Origin of the sequence: Streptomyces doebereineriae (assembly GCF_031845645.1) — a bacterium.
GTDB classification, from domain to species: domain Bacteria; phylum Actinomycetota; class Actinomycetes; order Streptomycetales; family Streptomycetaceae; genus Streptomyces; species Streptomyces canus.
The window spans coordinates 16,106-34,355 of sequence record NZ_JAVREZ010000020.1 but is presented as its reverse complement, the minus strand read 5'-3'; the positions used below and the strand labels follow the sequence as shown (position 1 = coordinate 34,355).

Genomic DNA, 18,250 nt, shown 5'->3' with positions numbered 1-18,250 from the left:
TACCCGACCGTGGAAACTTCACCCTGCTTTAGTCGCTCGCCGGTTTCCTTGCCACCAGGAACACCCGGGACAGCTTCTCCTCGCCGAAGGACCCCCTGAGCACCCGGACGATCACCTCGAAACCTGTCTTGATCAGAGCTCGGCTACTGCTTCCGGTATGCGCAGCCAGTAGTCGAGGAAGCGGATGACAAATTGATTCAGAATAACGATGAGTTCGACGCTGTGATTACGCTGGTCAGCCCAGTCGGAGTGATGGTGGAGGTGGGGGAATCTGAAGGGTTTGTAGATCTCAGAAAGCACCCTTATTGGTGGGGTGACGCAGATCTACCTCGAATTGGGGACCAGCTACACGTGGTCGTTCTGGACAATTCAAGGACGCCTCCTCGGCTGAGTGCATTGCAGGAGGATATTGAGATTGCTAGGAGGGTTCGAGTCGATGAGGCATGATCCTCTGGCGCTGCTGAATTTTGGGCGAGGAGCCCTGACTTTCCCGAGAAGGTGAAGATCACCCGGCGCTCGCCCTGTACCGGGCATAATTTCAGCTGATTCCTATCGCGGCTGCCATGCCCGGATGAGATCCTCCGGCCCCCAATAACGACCTCCGGCACCTAACGCAGATCCATTCTTACGTAGATTGAATCTTACTTTCGGCCGACGCGCGGGACGGATCAGTTGCGGGTGCCTGCCGGTGGGCCGACGACGGTGGTGAGCTGGAGTTTGGTCTCGTCCTCGCTGCCCGGCGCGGCGGTCATGATGACGATCTTGAGCTCGGTGTCGCCGTCGGTCAGGACATCGCAGTCCACCGTGACCGGGCCCACCGACGGGTGGTCGACCGTCTTGTGGACCTCGCGGTTCGCGGCCACCTCTCCCGCCGCCCACAGCTCGGCGAACCTCGCGTTGCCCGCGTTCAGGTCGCGGACCAGCGCGGCCAGGCGGCTGTCCCGGGGGAAGCGGCCGGTGGCGCGGCGCAGGTCGGAGACGAGGGCGGCGTCGGTGGTGTCGGGGTCCGCGTCGGTGACCGGCCACCGTGCGAGGGAGATGTGATCGGCGTCCACCGGGAACCTGTCGCGGGCGAAGTTGCGCATCCGCGGCGGCGCGGCCGAGGGGTCGCCCAGCAGGGCGGCCCACCGGTGGTTCCACCACACCAGTTGCCAGTCCGCCGCGAACACGGCTACCGCTACGTCTCCGAGGCGGACCAGCACGCGTTGCATGCCGGGCGGGAGATGGTCGCTGATCGTGCCGTCCGCCGGTGGCACGATCCGGGCCAGCCGGTAGAGGTGGTCCCGCTCGGCGGTGGACAGCTGGAGGGCACGCGCCAGGGACGCCACCACCGAGGCCGAGGGTGTCGTGGCCCGCCCCTGTTCCAGACGTACGACGTAGTCGACCGACACCCCGGCCAGGTCGGCCAGTTCCTCGCGCCGCAGCCCGGCCGCCCGGCGCTTGCGGACGACCGGCAGCCCGGCGGCCGACGGGGGCAGCCGGTTGCGCCATGTGCGGATCATCGCGCCCAGTCCGGCCCCGAGGGGTGTCGTCGTCATGCCCTCCATCCTCCTGCGTCCCCGATCACCTGAGGGGGCGCGAAGGTGGTACTGGTCTTCCCACCGTCGAAGCGTCCCTGGTCCGGCTCGCTCGGCAGGGCAACCATCGAAGGCATGACGATCACCTTCATCACCGGAGCCAACAAAGGCATCGGCCGCGAGACCGCCCGCCGCCTCGTCGCGTGCGGTCACACCGTTCTGCTGGGAGCCCGCGACCGTGAGCGGGGCGAGGAGGCGGCCGCCGCGCTGGGCGCACGCTTCGTCCCCGTCGACGTCACCGACGACGCGTCCGTGGCCGCGGCCGCCGCGGACGTCGCCGAGCACGAGGGCAGGATCGACGTCCTGATCAACAACGCCGGAGTGCAGGGTCCCTTCGGGGATCCCGGCGACCTCACCGCCGCCGACGCCCGCGCCGTCCTCGACGTCAACGTCATCGGCGTCGTCCGCACCACCGCCGCCTTCCTGCCGCTGCTGCGCCGCTCGGACGACCCCGTGATCATCAACGTCAGCAGTGGCATGGGCTCCCTCGCCTTCACCCACGACCCCGGCCGGCCCGAGTCGCACGTCGTCGTGCCGCTGTACGCCTCCTCGAAGGCGGCGCTGACGATGTTGACCACGCAATACGCCAAGGGCCTCAGGGGCATTCGTGTCAACGCCGCCGACCCCGGCTACACCGCGACCGACATGAACGGTCACAGCGGCCCCCAGACCCTCACCGAAGGCACGGACGCGATCGTCGCCCTAGCCACCGAGGGGCCCGGCGCGGGCACCGGACGCTTCATCGACCGCCATGGCGAGATCGCCTGGTCCTGAGACGGCGGTGCCGATGTGTCCTACGCCGGTTTCCTCGCCACCAGGTACGCCCGGGACAGCTTCTCGTCGCCGAGGGGCTCCCTGAGCACTCGGACGATCACCTCGAAGCCTGCCTTGATCAGGGGCTCGACGACGGCTTCCGGTGCGCGTAGCCAGTAGTCGAGGGAGATCTTGTGGCCGAAGCGTTCGTCGAGGTGCATGTGGGTGCCGCCGGGCTCGTACTGGAAGCCGATCAGGGCGTGGGCGCCGGGCGCCAGGACGCGGTGGAACTCTGCGAAGGCCGTCGGGAGGTGGTCGTCTGGGACGTGGATGATCGAGTACAGGGCCGTGATTCCGCCCAGCGTTTCCGACGGTAGGTCGAGCGACGTCATCGAGCCCACGTGGAAGCGGAGGTCCGGGTGGGCTCGGCGGGCCAGTTCGACCATCTTCGGGGAGACGTCCACGCCGAAGACCGGGATGCCGAGTGCGGCGAGTCGGGCCGTCACGTGGCCCGGGCCGCTGCCGATGTCGGCCACCGGGCCCTTGCTCTGCTCCCTCACCAACTCCGCGAAGCCGGTGATCTGGGTTCTGTCCAGCGTGGGGATGCCGGCCCAGTCGGAGAACTGCTCGGTGTAGGGCTCGGCGATCGTGTCGTACGCGGTTCGGGTGGCCCGTATGAAGTCGGGGTTCTCGGCGTTCACGGGCTGCACCCTAGCGGGGGGTCTCGGAGCGGCGGGTGGGAAGTTGCGGAGCGCCGCGTGGAGTTTCCCTGGCGGTCATCGGGCCGTGGAGTGCGGGGACTTCAGGGCTTCGAGGAAGGTGGTGAAGGTGCCGGGCGGGAAGGCGAGGGTGGCGCCGGTCGGGGTCTTGGAGTCACGGATGGCTATGTGGGTGGGGTGGGTTGCGATCTCCACGCAGGCGTTGCCGTCGCCGCCGCCGGAGTAGGAAGACTTCCGCCAGTTTTCGCGTGTGCTCATCGGGTGCCTGCCTGCGCCGATCTGTGTGTGTGGGGGCAGCCGTTGGCCAGACACGGCAACCGGGGGAAGTTCGTGTGGTGTGAGCTGACCGCTGATTGAGGGGAGCCGTGGTGCCGCCCGCTTCCGTGAGCCGCGTCAAGGGCGCTCCGCGTCGGCTGCGTCGATGGCTCTCCGGGTCACCGCTGACGCGGCTCACTCCGGCACAGGGGAGAAGCGAGCCCGGGCGGCCGGAGGGAGGCGGGGCCAGGTCGGTGGGGTCCGAAGTCGGCTGCGTCGCGGGTCGGGGTTGGCGGTGCGCTGTCGGTGTCTCGCGTGCACGCCGGGTGGTGTGGCGGCGAGTGGCCGGTGGGGTGGTGGCTTCGGCGGCGTCGGCCGGTTCGTGGGGGCCAGGCCGAGCGGTCGGTGAATGCCCCCTGGAGCCCAAAGGGTGGCCGGAAGCACAGGTGGCGACTTCCGCGGCCTCGGTGTGGCTCGCGGCACAGTCCGACGGATCCGTAAGCCAGGAGAAGCTCTCCGAGGGCCCCGCCCACCACAGACGATTACCCTAAGTGTCCGCATCCGCACCCAACGATGATGACTCGGACCCACCCCCACCGTGTCCCAATGCCGTTTCGACAGATGAACAGAGCCGCCGGACGCAGGCGCAGCATGGTATGTGTGGGAAAAGAGGTTCCTACCCACGTCAAATCACATCCATGCGTCGAGCGGCCATATTTTCTTCCCGCGGCGGGTTGAAGTTTTGTTGATCGCGGGTCGGTTGGTCGCCCCGGCGTCCTACCCTTTAGAGGGTGAAGCAACTGATGTCACTGGAGTCTGAGGTCGATCTTCCCGGGGAAGCAATGCTTCCCGGCGTGCTGAGCGAGGAACTGCACGCCGAACTCGTAGTGTTCCGACGCGACTTGCACATGCACCCGGAGCTCGGCAACCAGGAGTTCCGAACCACCGCGGCGATCAAGGAACGGCTCGAGAGGGCCGGCCTGAAGCCGCGCGTGCTCGCCGTCGGGACCGGCCTCGTGTGTGACATCGGGGAGTGGGACGGCGAGCGGCCCATGCTCGCCCTGCGCGCCGACATCGACGGCCTGCCCATCCCGGACACGAAGACCGAGTGCTCGTACCGGTCGACCGTGCCCGATCGGGCGCACGCGTGCGGACATGACGTTCACACGACCGTCGTGCTCGGGGCCGGGCTCGTCCTCGCCGACCTGTACAAGCGGGGGCTGCTGGCGCGGCCCGTGCGGCTGCTCTTCCAGCCCGCCGAGGAAGTGCTGCCCGGCGGTGCCGCCGACGCCATCGACTGCGGGGTGCTGGACGGGGTCGGGAAGATCCTCGCCGTGCACTGCGACCCGCGGGTAGACGCCGGGAAGGTCGGGCTCAGGACCGGTGCCATCACCTCCGCCTGCGACCGGCTGGAGATCTCCCTCGACGGGCCCGGTGGGCACACCGCCCGGCCGCACCTCACCACCGACCTCGTGACCGCCGCCGCCCGCGTCGTCACCGACGTGCCCGCCATCGTCGGGCGACGGGTGGACACGCGGGCCGGGCTCGCCGTGACCTGGGGGCGGATCGAGTCGGGGCACGCCCCGAATGTGATCCCGCAGCACGCCGAGCTCTCCGGGACCGTGCGCTGCCTGGACCTCGACACCTGGCGGCAGGCTCCGGACATCGTGGTGGCCGCGATCGACGAGGTCGCCAATCTGCACCGGGCCAAGTCCGAGATCAACTACGTGCGTGGGGTTCCGCCCGTCGTCAACGACGCGGACGTCACCGAGCTGCTCCGGGATGCCATGACCGCCCGGCGCGGAGCCGACTCGATCGAGAACACCGAGCAGAGCCTGGGCGGCGAGGACTTCTCCTGGTATCTGCAGCATGTGCCGGGTGCCATGGCGCGCCTCGGGGTGCGTACGCCGGGGGAGCGGACCGTGCGCGACCTTCACCAGGGCGACTTCGACGCCGACGAGTCCGCCATCACCGTAGGTGTCGAGATGTTCACCGCGGCGGCCCTGCTGGATGCCGCACAGTGATCCGAGCGTGACGGACGGCCCCCTCGGGGGCCGTTCCGCCGACCGGCGCAACATGCTCGTAAGCCAATTGTGCGCACATCGAAATCCCGGTGTGCCAGGGCTGAAGAGCCTGAGTTCAGACGCTGTTTGCCTCGAATCGATAACGGCTTCGGAAGAGGTCTGTTTCCGACATCTACGCGCGTTACGATGCCGCGAAGCCAACGCCGCAGGGGCGTACAGGCCCGGGCACTGGCATGGTGCTCACATGAAGCGCCGACAAGGCGCTCAGGTCAGGTGAAGGAGCCTCCCGTGCGCCGGGTAGCCAAGCTTTCCGCTGCGTGTATCGCCACCGCAGCTCTCGCACTGACTGCCACAGCCTGTGGCAGCACCTCCTCCGAGGACGACAGCTCCTCGTCCGCCTCCGCCGGCAGCGGCAAGGGCGGAATCAAGATCGGTCTCGCCTACGACGTCGGCGGCCGCGGTGACCGCTCCTTCAACGACTCCGCCGCGCGCGGTGCCGACAAGGCCGAGAAGGAGTTCAGCGGTTCCATCAAGGAGCTCACCGCCAAGAGCTCCGACACCGAGGCCGACCGTGAGCAGCGCCTGACCGACCTGGCGGACGCCGGCTACAACCCGATCGTCGCCGTCGGCTTCTCCTACGCCACTTCGGTCGACAAGGTCGCCGCGAAGTACCCGAAGGTCAGCTTCGGTCTCATCGACTCGGTCGCGACCGCCAAGAACGTCGACAGCATCACCTTCACGGAGGAGCAGGGCTCCTACCTCGCCGGTGTCGCCGCCGCGCTGAAGACCAAGAAGGACCACGTCGGCTTCATCGGCGGTGTGGACACCCCGCTGATCAAGAAGTTCGCGGCGGGTTACGTCCAGGGCGTCAAGGACACCAAGCCCGGCGTCAAGGTCGACGTCCAGTACCTGACGCACGGCTCCGACCTGTCCGGCTTCGCCAGCCCCGACAAGGGCAAGGAGGCCGCGTCCGGCCAGCTCGACAACGGCGCCGACGTGATCTACGCCGCGGCCGGCTCCTCCGGCAACGGCGCGATCGAGGCCGTCTCCGGCGCCAAGGGCACCTGGGCCATCGGCGTGGACTCGGACCAGTACAACATCCCGGGTCTGAGCAAGTACAAGAACTCGATCCTGACCTCGATGGTCAAGAACGTCGACGTCGGCGTCTACGACTTCGTCAAGTCCGTGCACGACGGCAAGCCGCTGACCGGCAACCAGATCTACTCCCTCGCCAAGGGTGGTGTCGGCCTGGCCACCAGCGGTGGCTTCATCGACGACATCCAGCCGCAGCTGGACGCCGCGAAGAAGAAGATCGTCGACGGCACCGTCAAGGTCAAGACCAGCTGACCTGACGGTACCCGCCGGAACCCGGGCTCGACGAGGGGGCCTCGACAACCCCCTCGTCGAGCCATAACAATGTGTCAACTCTACGCGTGTAGCATGGAGTTGCCGCGCTAGCGTCACCGACGCCTGCCCTCCCCTACGCAGCCCCTTTTCCCCGAGGAGAGTGCGCCATCAACGCGTCCAGCCCTCCCGCTGCCGTCGAACTGCGCGGCATCACCAAGCGATTCCCCGGCGTCGTGGCCAACAAGGACATCGACATCACCGTCCGCACGGGCACCGTGCACGCCCTGTGCGGCGAGAACGGTGCCGGCAAGTCCACCCTGATGAAGATCCTCTACGGCATGCAGCAGCCGGACGAGGGCACCATCACGGTGAACGGCGAGACGGTCACCTTCCACACCCCCGCCGACGCCATCGCCCGTGGCATCGGCATGGTGCACCAGCACTTCATGCTCGCCGACAACCTCACGGTCCTGGAGAACGTCGTCCTGGGCGCGGAGAAGCTGTACGGCATCGGTGCCAAGGCCCGCGCGAAGATCAGGGAGATCTCCGACGCGTACAGCCTGAACGTACGCCCCGACGTCCTGCTGGAGGAGCTCGGCGTCGCCGACCGCCAGCGCGTGGAGATCCTCAAGGTCCTCTACCGCGGCGCCAAGACCCTGATCCTCGACGAGCCCACCGCCGTCCTCGTGCCGCAGGAGGTCGACGCCCTCTTCGACAACCTGCGCGAGCTCAAGGCCGAGGGCCTCACCGTCATCTTCATCTCGCACAAGCTCGGCGAGGTCCTGTCCGTCGCCGACGAGATCACGGTCATCCGGCGCGGTACCACCGTCGGCACGGTCAAGCCCGCCGGCACCACCTCCAAGCAGCTCGCCGAGCTCATGGTGGGCAGCGAACTGCCCACCCCGGAGACCGAGGAGTCCACGGTCACCGACGTCCCGCTGCTGAAGCTGGACGGCCTGCGCCTGGCCCAGACCGACCTCGACGGCATCGAGCGGATCATCCTCGACGACATCTCGTTCACCATCCACCAGGGCGAGGTCCTCGGTATCGCCGGGGTGGAGGGCAACGGCCAGTCCGAACTGGTCGAGGCCATCATGGGCATCCGCAACCCCGACACCGGCACGGTCACCCTCGACGGCACCGACATCTCCCACGTCCCCACCCGCCACCGCCGCGAGGCCGGCGTCGGCTACATCCCCGAGGACCGCCACCGCCACGGCCTGCTCCTCGAGGCCCCGCTGTGGGAGAACCGCATCCTCGGCCACGTCACCGAGAAGCCCAACTCCCGCGGCCAGCTGCTCGACATCAAGGCGGCCCGCACCGACACCGAGCGCATCATCAAGGCGTACGACGTCCGCACCCCGGGCATCGACGTCACCGCCGCCTCCCTGTCCGGCGGCAACCAGCAGAAGCTGATCGTCGGCCGCGAGATGAGCCACGCGCCCAAGCTGCTCATCGCCGCCCACCCCACCCGCGGTGTGGACGTCGGCGCGCAGGCCGCGATCTGGGACCACATCCGCGAGGCCCGCCGCGAGGGCCTGGCCGTGCTGCTGATCTCCGCCGACCTGGACGAGCTCATCGGCCTGTCCGACACCCTGCGGGTCATGTACCGCGGCCGACTGGTCGCCGACGCCGACCCCGCCACCATCACCCCCGAGGAGCTGGGCTCCGCGATGACCGGTGCGGCCACCGGGCACCTGGAGCACGCAGAGGACTCCGCAGCGGACGACGAGGACGACGCCCGATGAACAAGCTGACCCAACGCATCGACAAGGAGCGGCTGCTCCTCGGCATCGCGGCGCCGCTGCTGGCGGTCATCGCCGCAGTCGTCGTCACCACCCTGGTGATCCTCGCCACCGGCAAGAACCCGGGCGCCGCCTTCAGCGACATGCTGACCTACGGCTCCGCCAGCGACAGCCAGGTCTACATCCTCAACAAGGCGACGACGTACTACCTCGCGGGTGTCGCGGTGGCCATCGGCTTCCGCATGAACCTGTTCAACATCGGCGTCGACGGCCAGTACCGCATCGCCGCGTTCTTCGCCGCCGTCCTCGGCGGCGCGCTGACCACGCCCGGCTGGATCTCCATCCCGCTGATCATCCTGTGCGCGATGGCCACCGGCGCCGTGTGGGCGGGCATCGCGGGCGTTCTGAAGGTGACCCGCGGCGTCAGCGAGGTCATCTCGACGATCATGCTCAACTCGATCGCCACCGCGATCATCGCCTATCTGCTCCAGCCCGGAAAGCTCGCCGAACTCCAGGCCGGCGGCACGGTCGTCTCCACCAAGCCGCTGCCGTCGTCCTCGCACTTCTTCCAGATCGACACCGGCGCCGCGGGCGTGCTGTGGGGCTTCATCGTCATCGCCGTGCTCGTCGGCATCGCGTACTGGTTCGTCCTCGGCCGCACCCGCTTCGGCTTCGACCTGCGCACCGTCGGCCAGTCCGAGAGCGCCGCCGCCGCGAGCGGTGTCTCGGTGAAGAGGATGATCGCCACCAGCATGCTCATCTCGGGCGCGGTGGCCGGCCTGATCGGCATGCCGACCCTGCTCAACGACAGCCACCAGTTCAGCAACGACTTCCCGACCGGCATCGGCTTCACCGGCATCGCCATCGCCCTGCTCGGCCGCAACAACCCGGTCGGCATCGCACTGGGCGCGCTGCTGTGGGGCTTCCTGGAGCGCACCACCAACCACCTGGAGTTCGAGGGCTACGACAAGGAGATCCTCGGCGTCATCCAGGGCGTCATCGTCCTGTGCGTCGTCATCGCCTACGAAGTCGTACGCCGTTACGGACTCAAGCGCCAGCAGCAGCGGGTCGGCGCCGAGCTCGCCGCCCAGGCCGCAGCCCCGACCCAGAAGCAGGAGGTGGCGTGATGACTGCCACGATGACCGACACGCCGCCCCCCGCGGCGCCCAAGGCGGACACCGCCACCCGGTCGGGCCGTTCGCTCGGCCAGATCCTCATGATCGTCGCCGGTGCGCTGCTGCTCGTCGCCGCGGTCCGTGTCATCTCCGGCTCCGACCAGCTCACCTCCGAGGGCCAGGTCTCCGCGGCGCTCAGCCTCGCCGTGCCGATCGGCCTTGCCGGTCTGGCCGGTCTGTGGTCAGAGCGGTCCGGCGTGGTCAACATCGGCCTCGAGGGCATGATGATCCTCGGTACCTTCGGCGCCGGCTGGATCGGCTGGCAGTCCAGCCCCTGGCTCGGCCTCCTGTGCGGCGTCGGCTTCGGCGTCCTGGGCGGCCTGCTGCACGCGGTCGCAACCGTCACCTTCGGCGTCGACCACATCGTCTCCGGTGTCGCGATCAACCTCCTCGCGCTCGGCACCACCCAGTACCTCGCCAAGCTCTTCTTCGTGGACGGCAAGGCGGAGGAAGCGGGCGGCAACCCCAAGCAGTCCCCGCCCGTGGACTCGCTGCCCAGCTTCGACGTCCCGGGCCTCTCGAGCGGGCTGCACTCCATCGAGAACCACCACTGGTTCCTGATCTCCGACATCGCGGGCATCCTCGGCGGTCTGTTCACCGACCTGTCCATCGTGACGGTCCTGGCGGTCGTGCTGTTCGTCGGCAGCTGGTGGCTGCTGTGGCGCACCGCGTTCGGCCTGCGGCTGCGCTCCTGCGGCGAGAACCCGATCGCCGCCGAGTCCCTCGGCGTCAACGTCTACAAGTACAAGTACATGGCCGTGGCCGTCTCCGGCGGCCTCGCCGGTCTCGGCGGCGCCTTCCTGGCCCTGGTCACCTCGCACACCTATCTGGAGGGCCAGACCGGCGGACGCGGCTACATCGGCCTCGCGGCCATGATCTTCGGCAACTGGCGGCCCGGCGGACTCGCCATGGGCGCCGGCCTGTTCGGCTACTCCGACGCGCTCCAGCTGCGCAACGGCGGCGAGACCGTCCACGCGCTGCTGCTCCTGCTGTTCGTGCTGCTCCTGGCGATGGCCGGCTGGAAGCTGTACAAGAAGGCGCACTGGCAGGGCGGCATCAGCCTCATGGTGGCCGCGGGCGTCCTGGTCTGGTACCTGGTCACCGACGAGGTCCCGAGCGACTTCGTGGGCGCCACCCCGTACGTCGTCACGCTGCTGGTGCTGTCGCTGTCCGCGCAGCGCCTGCGGATGCCCAAGGCGGACGGCATGCGCTACCGAAAGGGTCAGGGCAAGTGACCCCGCGGTCCGACGTCGACTGGGAGTCGCTGCGCGAGCGGGCCCGGGACGCCATGTCCCGGGCGTACGCCCCGTACTCCGGCTACCCGGTCGGCGTGGCCGCCCTGGTCGACGACGGCCGTACGATCACCGGCTGCAACGTCGAGAACGCCTCCTACGGCCTCGGCCTGTGCGCCGAGTGCGGTCTGGTCTCGGAGCTGCAGAACACGGGCGGCGGCCGCCTCACGCACTTCACCTGCGTCGACGGCAGGGGCGAGATCCTCGTCCCCTGCGGCCGCTGCCGGCAGCTGCTGTACGAGTTCGGCGGCCCCGAACTGCTCATGGAGACCCCGGCGGGGATCCTGCCGCTGTCGGAGATGCTGCCGCAGGCCTTCGGGCCGGGGCATCTCACCAAGTAATTCCCGGAAGGAAAGCCCTGCATGGCCATGGACGCCATCTCCGTCATCCGCACCAAGCGGGACCGCGGTGAACTCAGCGACGAGCAGATCGACTGGGTCATCGACGCGTACACCCGCGGGGAGGTCGCCGACGAGCAGATGTCCGCGCTCGCGATGGCCATCCTGCTCAACGGCATGAACCGTCGCGAGATCGCCCGCTGGACCGCCGCGATGATCGCCTCCGGCGAGCGCATGGACTTCTCGTCCCTGTCCCGCCCGACGGCCGACAAGCACTCCACGGGCGGCGTCGGCGACAAGATCACACTCCCGCTGGCGCCCCTGGTGGCGGCCTGCGGCGCGGCCGTCCCCCAACTCTCGGGCCGCGGCCTCGGCCACACCGGCGGCACGCTGGACAAGCTGGAGTCGATCCCGGGCTGGCGCGCGCTGCTGTCGAACGAGGAGATGCTGAACGTCCTCGACACGACCGGCGCGGTGATCTGCGCGGCGGGCGACGGTCTGGCTCCGGCCGACAAGAAGCTGTACGCCCTGCGTGACGTGACCGGCACGGTCGAGGCCATCCCCCTGATCGCCTCCTCCATCATGTCGAAGAAGATCGCGGAGGGCACGGGCTCGCTGGTCCTGGACGTGAAGGTCGGCACCGGCGCCTTCATGAAGACCATCGAGGACGCGCGGGAACTGGCGTCCACGATGGTGGGCCTGGGCACGGACCACGGCGTGAAGACGGTCGCCCTCCTGACGGACATGAGCACGCCCCTCGGCCGCACGGCGGGCAACGCGCTCGAGGTCCGCGAGTCGGTCGAGGTCCTGGCGGGCGGCGGACCCGCGGACGTGGTGGAGCTGACCCTCGCGCTGGCCCGCGAGATGCTCGACGCGGCGGGCGTCCGCGACGCCGACCCCGCGAAGGCTCTGGCCGACGGCTCGGCGATGGACGTGTGGCGCCGGATGATCGCGGCGCAGGGTGGCGACCCGGACGCGGAGCTGCCGGTGGCCCGCGAGCAGCACGTGATCAAGGCGTCGGCCTCGGGCGTCCTGACCCGCCTCGACGCCTACGGCATAGGCGTCGCCGCCTGGCGCCTCGGCGCGGGGCGTGCCCGCAAGGAGGACCCGGTCCAGGCGGGCGCGGGCGTGGAACTGCACGCCAAGCCGGGCGACACGGTGACGGAGGGCCAGCCCCTGCTGACCCTGCACACCGACACCCCGGAGCGCTTCGAGTACGCCCTCCAGTCGATCGAGGGTTCCTACGACATCGGGGCGACGGGGACGAACTTCACGGAGTCGCCGGTGGTGCTGGAGCGCATCGCCTGACCTGGGGTTTTCTCCTTCGGGTGAACGGGATCGGTGGACCTGCACCGGTCCCGTTCGGCATGCTGGGATGGCATCTTCCCGCTCAGTCGACACCTGGTCACCCCAGCAACGCCGCCACCCCCACGAGCACCGGCACCGACAACACCGTCGACACCAGGATCGAGTCCCGGGCCAACCGCTCGCCCACGCCGTAGGTGGAGGCGTACGTGTAGAGGTTCTGCGCGGCCGGCAGGGCCGATGTCACGACCACGTCGAGGAGTTGGGCCCCGTGCAGGCCGAAGCCCCCGGCCGCCAGTGCCCAGGCCGCCGCGGGCTGCCCCACCGACTTCAGCGCGACCGAGAGCAGGACCAGCTGTCGGTCCGGGCCCCGGCCGGGCATCGTGCTGCCGCACAGGGAGATGCCGAAGGCGAGGAGGACGGCCGGGACCGACATGCCGCCGATCAGGGTCAAGGGGTCCATGACGGGGGCCGGGACCTTCAGACCGGCTGCCGAGACCGCCACGCCGGCCAGCGAGCCCACCGCGATCGGATTGCGGAGGGGGGTCAAGAGTCTCCTCCACAGCGGGCCCTTCTCCCCCTCGCCCGACGCCAGGTCCAGCACCGTCAGCGCGACCGGGGTCACCCCGACCAGCTGGAACAGCAGGACCGGCGCCACGAGTGACGCGTCCCCGAGGACGTACACCGCGATCGGGATGCCGAGATTGCCGGAGTTGACGTAGGACGAGCACAGCGCGCCGATCGTCGTACGGCCCAGCCCCCAGCCGCGTGCCACACCCACCGCGACGAAGACGCCCGCCGCAGCTGCCGTGCTGAGCGCGGTCACCAGCAGTCGGCTGGAGAAGATCACCGACAGGTCGGCCCGCGCCAGCGTCGTGAACAGCAGGGCCGGCGACGCCACATGGAAGGCCAGCTTGGTCAGGACCTCCCGGCCCTGGTCGCCGAGGTAGCCGCGCAGACCGATGAGATAACCGACCCCGATGACCACCGCGATGACCGCGAAGCCGGTCAGCACTCCCTGCACGGGGACTCCTCAAGGGTGAGGAGGGCGTGGCATATCCAGGGAGGTGCTGATGGGTGGCGCATACAGGCAACCCTCGCGGGAAGACGGCCCGCAGGTCAACGTGATCCTGCCCGCGCGGACAGGACGCCGGCCGATGAGTTACGCCCGCCCGCCCGGTCTACCGATCGTGGACGCCATGACACCCGCTGTACTCGCGCTGGTCGGCCCCGTCACCCGGGATGAGGTGACGGGGCTGAGCGACGAGGTCCGGGCGCTGCTGCGGACGACCCGTGCCGGGGTGGTGGTGTGCGATGTCGCCGGGCTCGGGCCGCCGGGGCTCGGCACGGTCGAACTGCTCGCCCGGCTCCAGCTCGCGGCCCGGCGCGCCGGGGGCCGGATCAGGCTGCGCGACCCCGATCCCGGGCTACACGCCCTCCTTGACCTCGTCGGCCTCCGCTTCGAGGTGGAGGGGCAGTCCGAACAGGGGGAACCAGCGCTGGGTGTCGAGGAAGAAGTGGAACCCGGTGAGCCGGCCGTCTGAGATCTCCAGCACCTGTACCGCCCAGGGGGTGTGACCGCCCTTCTCCGGGTCCGGCTTGTACTGGGCGAACCCCGGCAGGCCGTTGACCTGCACCGGCACCAGACGTGAGCCCTCGCAGGCCGAGCCCAGCGTCGTCATGAAGCCGGTGATGTCGTCGTGGCCGGTCAGCCAGAGGTCGAACGGCGGCATCGTCATGATGGCGTCCTCGTGGAGGAGGGCCGTCAGCGCCGTCATGTCGTACCCCTCGAACGCCTTCACATAGCGGTCCAGGAGTCTTTGCTGCTCCTCGTCCAGGGGGTTGGACACGGCCGCGTCGGCGCCGTGCTCCTCCCGCTCGGCGAGGGTGGCGCGGGCCCGCTGCAGGGCGCTGTTGACCGAGGCGACGGAGGTGTCGAGCAGGTCGGCGACCTCGCTCGCCTTCCACGCCAGCACCTCGCGCAGGATCAGTACCGCGCGCTGCTTGGGCGGCAGTTGCTGCAGGGCGGCCATGAAGGCGAGCCGCACGGTCTCCTTGGCGACCGCCGCCTCCGCCGGGTCCTCGACCGTCGGCAGGATGCGGTTGTCCGGCATCGGCTCCAGCCAGGTGTGGTCGGGGCGGGGGGAGAGGGCGGCCTGGGCGAGGGGGGTCGACTCCGAGAGGTCCATGGGACGGGCGCGCTTGCTGCCCGCGGTCAGCATGTCCAGGCAGACGTTCGTCGCGATGCGGTACAGCCATGAGCGGAGGCTGGAACGGCCCTCGAACTTGTCGTAGCTCCGCCAGGCCCGCACCAGCGTGTCCTGCACCGCGTCCTCGGCCTCGAACGAGGAGCCGAGCATGCGGTAGCAGTACCCCGTCAGCTCCGTGCGGTGTTTCTCGAGCCTGACGTCGAGGTCTGTCGTCGTCGCCGTACTGTCCGTCATCGTCCACCCACCCCTGTGGCCGTGCTGTGCCGCGCCTTTGCGCCCACTACTTGGAAGCTACCGCAGCCCACTGACAACGGCCCCTGGAGCGGGTGAACACGCAGTTCACAGGCCGGATACAGCAATCCCCCCAGCCGACCGACCTCGACCAGGGGGAAGCAGAACGTGCCGCTCAGACCGTCGCGAGCCGCTGCTGGGCCCTCGCCGCACGCGTACCAAGGACGGTGATCGACACCACGCCGAGTACCGCCAGCAGCCCGACCCCGACCGTCCCGGTCCAGCCGCCCGCGTGGAAGGCGAGTGCGCCGACCGTGCTGCCCGCGCTGGAGCCGATGTAGTAGGCGGACTGGTAGAGGGCCGAGGCCTGGGCGCGGCCGTGAGTGGCCGTCTTGCTGACCGCCGAGGACGCCACCGCGTGGCCGGCGAAGAAGCCGCCGGTGATCAGGACCAGGCCCAGCAGGACCAGCGCCAGGGAGTCGGCCAGGGAGAGCAGGAGGCCCGCGGCCGTCGTACCGCCCGCCGCGTACAGCGCGCCCCGGCGGCCGAGGCGGCCGACCAGCCGGCCCGCCGTCGACGCGGACACCGTGCCCACCAGGTAGACCAGGAAGATCGAGCCGACGATGCCCTGGGGGAGGGAGAAGGGCGCCTCGGTCAGCCGGTAGCCGATGACGGTGTACACGCCGCCGAAGACCGTCATGAACAGCGCGCCGATGGCGTAGAGGCGGCGCAGCAGCGGGTCGCCCAGGTGTCCGCGGACCGTGCCGAGCAGCACCCGCGGCCGCAGCGAGCCCGCCACGAAGTGCTTCGGCGCCGGCAGCAGAAGGCGGAACGCCACCGCGCAGGCCACCGCGATCGCGCCGATGACCCCCACGGCCACCCGCCAGCCCCACTCCTGCGCGACCCAGCCGGTGATGACCCGACCGCTCATCCCGCCGACGCTGTTGCCGGCGACGAACAGCCCGATCGCCGTCACCAGCGCCTTCGGCCTGACCTCCTCGGCGAGATACGCCGTCGCGGAGGCGGGCAGCCCCGCCAGGGCCGCCCCCTGCACGGCCCGCAGCACGACCAGCGCGGGCAGCGAGGGCGCGAAGGGGACCAGGAGACCGACCGTCACCGCGACCGCCAGCGACGCCGTCATGACCGTACGGCGTCCGAAACGCTCCGACAGGGCGCTCATCGGCAGCACGAACAACGCCAGACCGCCGGTCGCCGCCGCCACCGTCCAGCTCGCCTCGCTCGCCGCCACCCCGAACTCGCCCGAGATCAGCGGAAGAAGGGCCTGCGTGGAGTACAGCAGCGCGAAGGTCGCGACACCGGCGAGGAAGAGGGCGAAGCTCATCCGGCGGTAGCCGGGGCCACCCGGGGTCAGACGGGAATCGACGGCGGCGGAGGCGGGAGAGGCGGGAGATACGGCGCCCACGCGGGTGGGCGCCTCGGTACTGGCAGGCATGCTTCGAAGTTACGTACGACCCTGCTCATCCGTCCAATGCATGGATTCGCCATAATCGTTCCCATGGAGCATCAGCAGAGGTCACAGGCGCGCCTGTCACCATCCAGTGACACAGAAGACATGGTGATGTTGCTGGCCCCGCGGCTCGCCTACTTCGCCGGCGTGGCCCGCACCGAGCACGTCACCCGCGCCGCACAGGAGATGGACGTACCCCAGTCGACGCTCTCGCGCGCGATGGTCCGCCTGGAACAGGACCTCGGCGTTGACCTGTTCGCCCGCATCGGCCGTACGGTCTCCCTCACCCCCGCGGGCCGCACCTTCCTCGCCTCCGCCGAACGCGCCCTCGCCGAGATCCAGCGCGCCGCGGACGAGGTCCGCGCGGACGCCGACCCGGCCACCGGCAAGGTCGCCTTCGGCTTCCTGCACACCATGGGCTCGGAAACGGTCCCCGGCCTCATCCGGGCCTTCCGCGCCGACCATCCCCGCGTCCGCTTCAGCCTGGTCCAGAACTACGGCGAGGCGATGATCGAACGCCTGCGGGCGGGGGAGCTGGACCTGTGTCTGACCTCCCCGGTCCCGGACGCCCCCGACCTCGTGGCCCGTCGCCTCGACGAACAGAAGCTACGGCTCGTGGTCCCCGCCGATCACCCCCTCGCGGCCCGCAGGCGCGTGCGCCTCGCCGAGGCCGCCGAGGAGTCCTTCGTCACCCTGGAGCCCGGCTACGGCCTGCGCCGCATCACGGACGACCTCTGCCAGGAGGCCGGCTTCAGGCCGAGGATCGCCTTCGAGGGGGAGGAGGCGGAGACGCTGAGAGGGCTGGTGGCGGCAGGGCTGGGCGTCGCCCTCCTGCCCCCGCCGGCCTTCCCCCGCCCAGGAGTCGCGGAACTGACGGTCACGGCCCCACGGGCGGCCCGCGAGATCGGCGTCGCCTGGCTGGACGGCCACCCGGACACACCCCCGGTGGCCGCCTTCAAGAAGTTCCTGCTGTCGAGAAGGGGGAACCTGCTGCCCTGACCTACCGGCGGCGCCCGAACCCGGAGGCGAGCGGCATCCGCAGCCCCAGCGGCGGAGGCGCTGCCAGCGCGTCCTGCACAGGCCGGGACAGCGCCCGCCCGAAGAGTGCTCCCATGACGAAGTCCTCGGTCAGTGCCTGCACTTCGGCCCGGTACTGATGCAGCCCGTGTCCGTCGGAGTGCACCTCGAACCGGCACACCTCCCGGTTCGCCTTCTTCGCCCGGGACGCGAGCCGGAACGACAACTCCGGGTCCGCCTGCTCGTCGTTCGTGCCGTGCACGATGAGCACCCGCCGCCCCACGAGCTGCTTCACCGGTTCGGGGGTCGCCGCCACATCCTCCTCGGGCAGCCAAGGAGCGACCGCCACCACGGAGTTGACGGCCTCGTGCCCGCCCGCGCGCAGTGCGGCCCGTGCGCCCATGTCGACGCCGACCAGGGACACGGGGACGTCGCCGTATCGCCGTACGATCTCGTCGGCGGCCCAGGTCGCGTCGTGCGCGAGATGCGCCTCGCTGCCGTTCCAGCCGCGATAGCGGTAGTGCACCAGGTGGGCCGCCAGCCCGTCCGCGTGTCCCGACCGGGCGAGCCGTCGTCCCAACGCCCGTACGGCGGAGGGGAGTCGCATCGAGGAGGGCCTGCGCAGAGAGGTTTCGTCGCCGCCCGGGAGGAGCAGCACCACCCCGCTCACCGCCGCCGGCTCCGGGCCGAGTGTCCTGCCCAGTCGGGCGCTGCGAACCGGCGTCGCTTGCTGTGCCATGACAGAACAGTGTCAGAAGCGCGGGTGTACGACACGGGGCGGGGCGGTCACCGTT

The 18,250-nt window shown here is 69.8% G+C and carries 17 protein-coding genes and 1 pseudogene; 11 read left to right on the top strand and 7 right to left on the bottom strand.

All coding sequences use genetic code 11. The features are described from left to right. Positions 1–668: 668 nt before the first annotated feature. Positions 669–1,547, bottom strand: coding sequence for a helix-turn-helix transcriptional regulator (locus tag RNB18_RS40205; RefSeq protein WP_311719057.1), 879 nt, complete (start codon positions 1,545–1,547; stop codon positions 669–671). Positions 1,548–1,652: 105 nt separating this feature from the next. Between RNB18_RS40205 and RNB18_RS40200 the strand changes: the two genes are divergently transcribed. Beyond that, positions 1,653–2,351 carry an SDR family NAD(P)-dependent oxidoreductase gene (locus RNB18_RS40200; protein ID WP_311719056.1) on the top strand — a complete coding sequence of 233 codons (699 nt, stop codon included), beginning with the start codon at positions 1,653–1,655 and terminating at the stop codon, positions 2,349–2,351. A gap of 20 nt (positions 2,352–2,371) precedes the next feature. On the opposite strand, the gene RNB18_RS40195 is transcribed toward RNB18_RS40200, so the two are convergent. After that, positions 2,372–3,031 (bottom strand): class I SAM-dependent methyltransferase, encoded by a 660-nt coding sequence (locus RNB18_RS40195; RefSeq protein WP_311719055.1) that lies wholly within the window; start codon positions 3,029–3,031, stop codon positions 2,372–2,374. A gap of 75 nt (positions 3,032–3,106) precedes the next feature. After that, on the bottom strand, positions 3,107–3,307 hold the full coding sequence (locus RNB18_RS40190) for a DUF397 domain-containing protein (protein WP_311719054.1): 201 nt from the start codon (positions 3,305–3,307) through the stop codon (positions 3,107–3,109). 3 nt (positions 3,308–3,310) lie between these two features. On the opposite strand from RNB18_RS40190, the pseudogene RNB18_RS40185 reads away from it, so the two are divergent. The 8 genes and pseudogenes from RNB18_RS40185 to RNB18_RS40150 all read left to right on the top strand — a co-directional run. After that, positions 3,311–3,406, top strand: a pseudogene (locus RNB18_RS40185) (ATP-binding protein); the annotation flags it as partial. 701 nt (positions 3,407–4,107) lie between these two features. Next, positions 4,108–5,328, top strand: a complete 1,221-nt coding sequence (locus tag RNB18_RS40180; protein WP_311719053.1) for a M20 family metallopeptidase — start codon at positions 4,108–4,110, stop codon at positions 5,326–5,328. A gap of 288 nt (positions 5,329–5,616) precedes the next feature. Beyond that, a complete protein-coding gene (locus RNB18_RS40175; RefSeq protein ID WP_311719052.1) occupies positions 5,617–6,675 on the top strand; it encodes a BMP family lipoprotein in 1,059 nt (352 codons plus the stop codon). A gap of 233 nt (positions 6,676–6,908) precedes the next feature. Next, positions 6,909–8,423: an ABC transporter ATP-binding protein gene (locus RNB18_RS40170; protein ID WP_208616891.1), complete on the top strand. Its 1,515-nt coding sequence runs from the start codon at positions 6,909–6,911 to the stop codon at positions 8,421–8,423. Further along, a complete protein-coding gene (locus tag RNB18_RS40165) occupies positions 8,420–9,547 on the top strand; it encodes an ABC transporter permease (protein ID WP_311719051.1) in 1,128 nt (375 codons plus the stop codon). Before RNB18_RS40170 ends, RNB18_RS40165 begins: the two co-directional genes overlap by 4 nt. After that, positions 9,547–10,830 (top strand): ABC transporter permease, encoded by a 1,284-nt coding sequence (locus RNB18_RS40160; RefSeq protein WP_311719050.1) that lies wholly within the window; start codon positions 9,547–9,549, stop codon positions 10,828–10,830. Before RNB18_RS40165 ends, RNB18_RS40160 begins: the two co-directional genes overlap by 1 nt. After that, positions 10,827–11,228: a cytidine deaminase gene (locus tag RNB18_RS40155; protein WP_079076935.1), complete on the top strand. Its 402-nt coding sequence runs from the start codon at positions 10,827–10,829 to the stop codon at positions 11,226–11,228. Before RNB18_RS40160 ends, RNB18_RS40155 begins: the two co-directional genes overlap by 4 nt. 27 nt (positions 11,229–11,255) lie before the next feature. Beyond that, positions 11,256–12,533: a thymidine phosphorylase gene (locus tag RNB18_RS40150; RefSeq protein WP_311719176.1), complete on the top strand. Its 1,278-nt coding sequence runs from the start codon at positions 11,256–11,258 to the stop codon at positions 12,531–12,533. 97 nt (positions 12,534–12,630) lie between these two features. Here the strand turns inward: RNB18_RS40150 and RNB18_RS40145 are convergent, their stop codons facing one another. Further along, positions 12,631–13,554 (bottom strand): AEC family transporter, encoded by a 924-nt coding sequence (locus tag RNB18_RS40145; RefSeq protein ID WP_311719049.1) that lies wholly within the window; start codon positions 13,552–13,554, stop codon positions 12,631–12,633. Between the two features lie 133 nt (positions 13,555–13,687). Here RNB18_RS40145 and RNB18_RS40140 point away from each other — a divergent pair, with 133 nt between their 5' ends. Continuing rightward, the gene (locus RNB18_RS40140; RefSeq protein ID WP_311719175.1) at positions 13,688–14,074 is read left to right on the top strand and encodes an STAS domain-containing protein; all 387 of its coding nucleotides are present in this window, start codon (positions 13,688–13,690) and stop codon (positions 14,072–14,074) included. On the opposite strand, the gene RNB18_RS40135 is transcribed toward RNB18_RS40140, so the two are convergent. Together RNB18_RS40135 and RNB18_RS40130 are read right to left on the bottom strand one after the other, a co-directional pair. Next, a complete protein-coding gene (locus tag RNB18_RS40135) occupies positions 13,958–14,974 on the bottom strand; it encodes a sigma-70 family RNA polymerase sigma factor (RefSeq protein ID WP_311719048.1) in 1,017 nt (338 codons plus the stop codon). The two genes, RNB18_RS40140 and RNB18_RS40135, sit on opposite strands and share 117 nt — an antisense overlap. A gap of 172 nt (positions 14,975–15,146) precedes the next feature. Further along, positions 15,147–16,424 carry an MFS transporter gene (locus RNB18_RS40130; protein WP_311719047.1) on the bottom strand — a complete coding sequence of 426 codons (1,278 nt, stop codon included), beginning with the start codon at positions 16,422–16,424 and terminating at the stop codon, positions 15,147–15,149. A 63-nt stretch (positions 16,425–16,487) separates the two neighbouring features. Here RNB18_RS40130 and RNB18_RS40125 point away from each other — a divergent pair, with 63 nt between their 5' ends. Continuing rightward, positions 16,488–17,438, top strand: a complete 951-nt coding sequence (locus RNB18_RS40125) for a LysR family transcriptional regulator (RefSeq protein ID WP_311719046.1) — start codon at positions 16,488–16,490, stop codon at positions 17,436–17,438. Between the two features lies 1 nt (position 17,439). Here the strand turns inward: RNB18_RS40125 and RNB18_RS40120 are convergent, their stop codons facing one another. Next, positions 17,440–18,195, bottom strand: a complete 756-nt coding sequence (locus RNB18_RS40120) for an alpha/beta hydrolase (protein WP_311719045.1) — start codon at positions 18,193–18,195, stop codon at positions 17,440–17,442. Between the last annotated feature and the right edge of the window lie 55 nt (positions 18,196–18,250).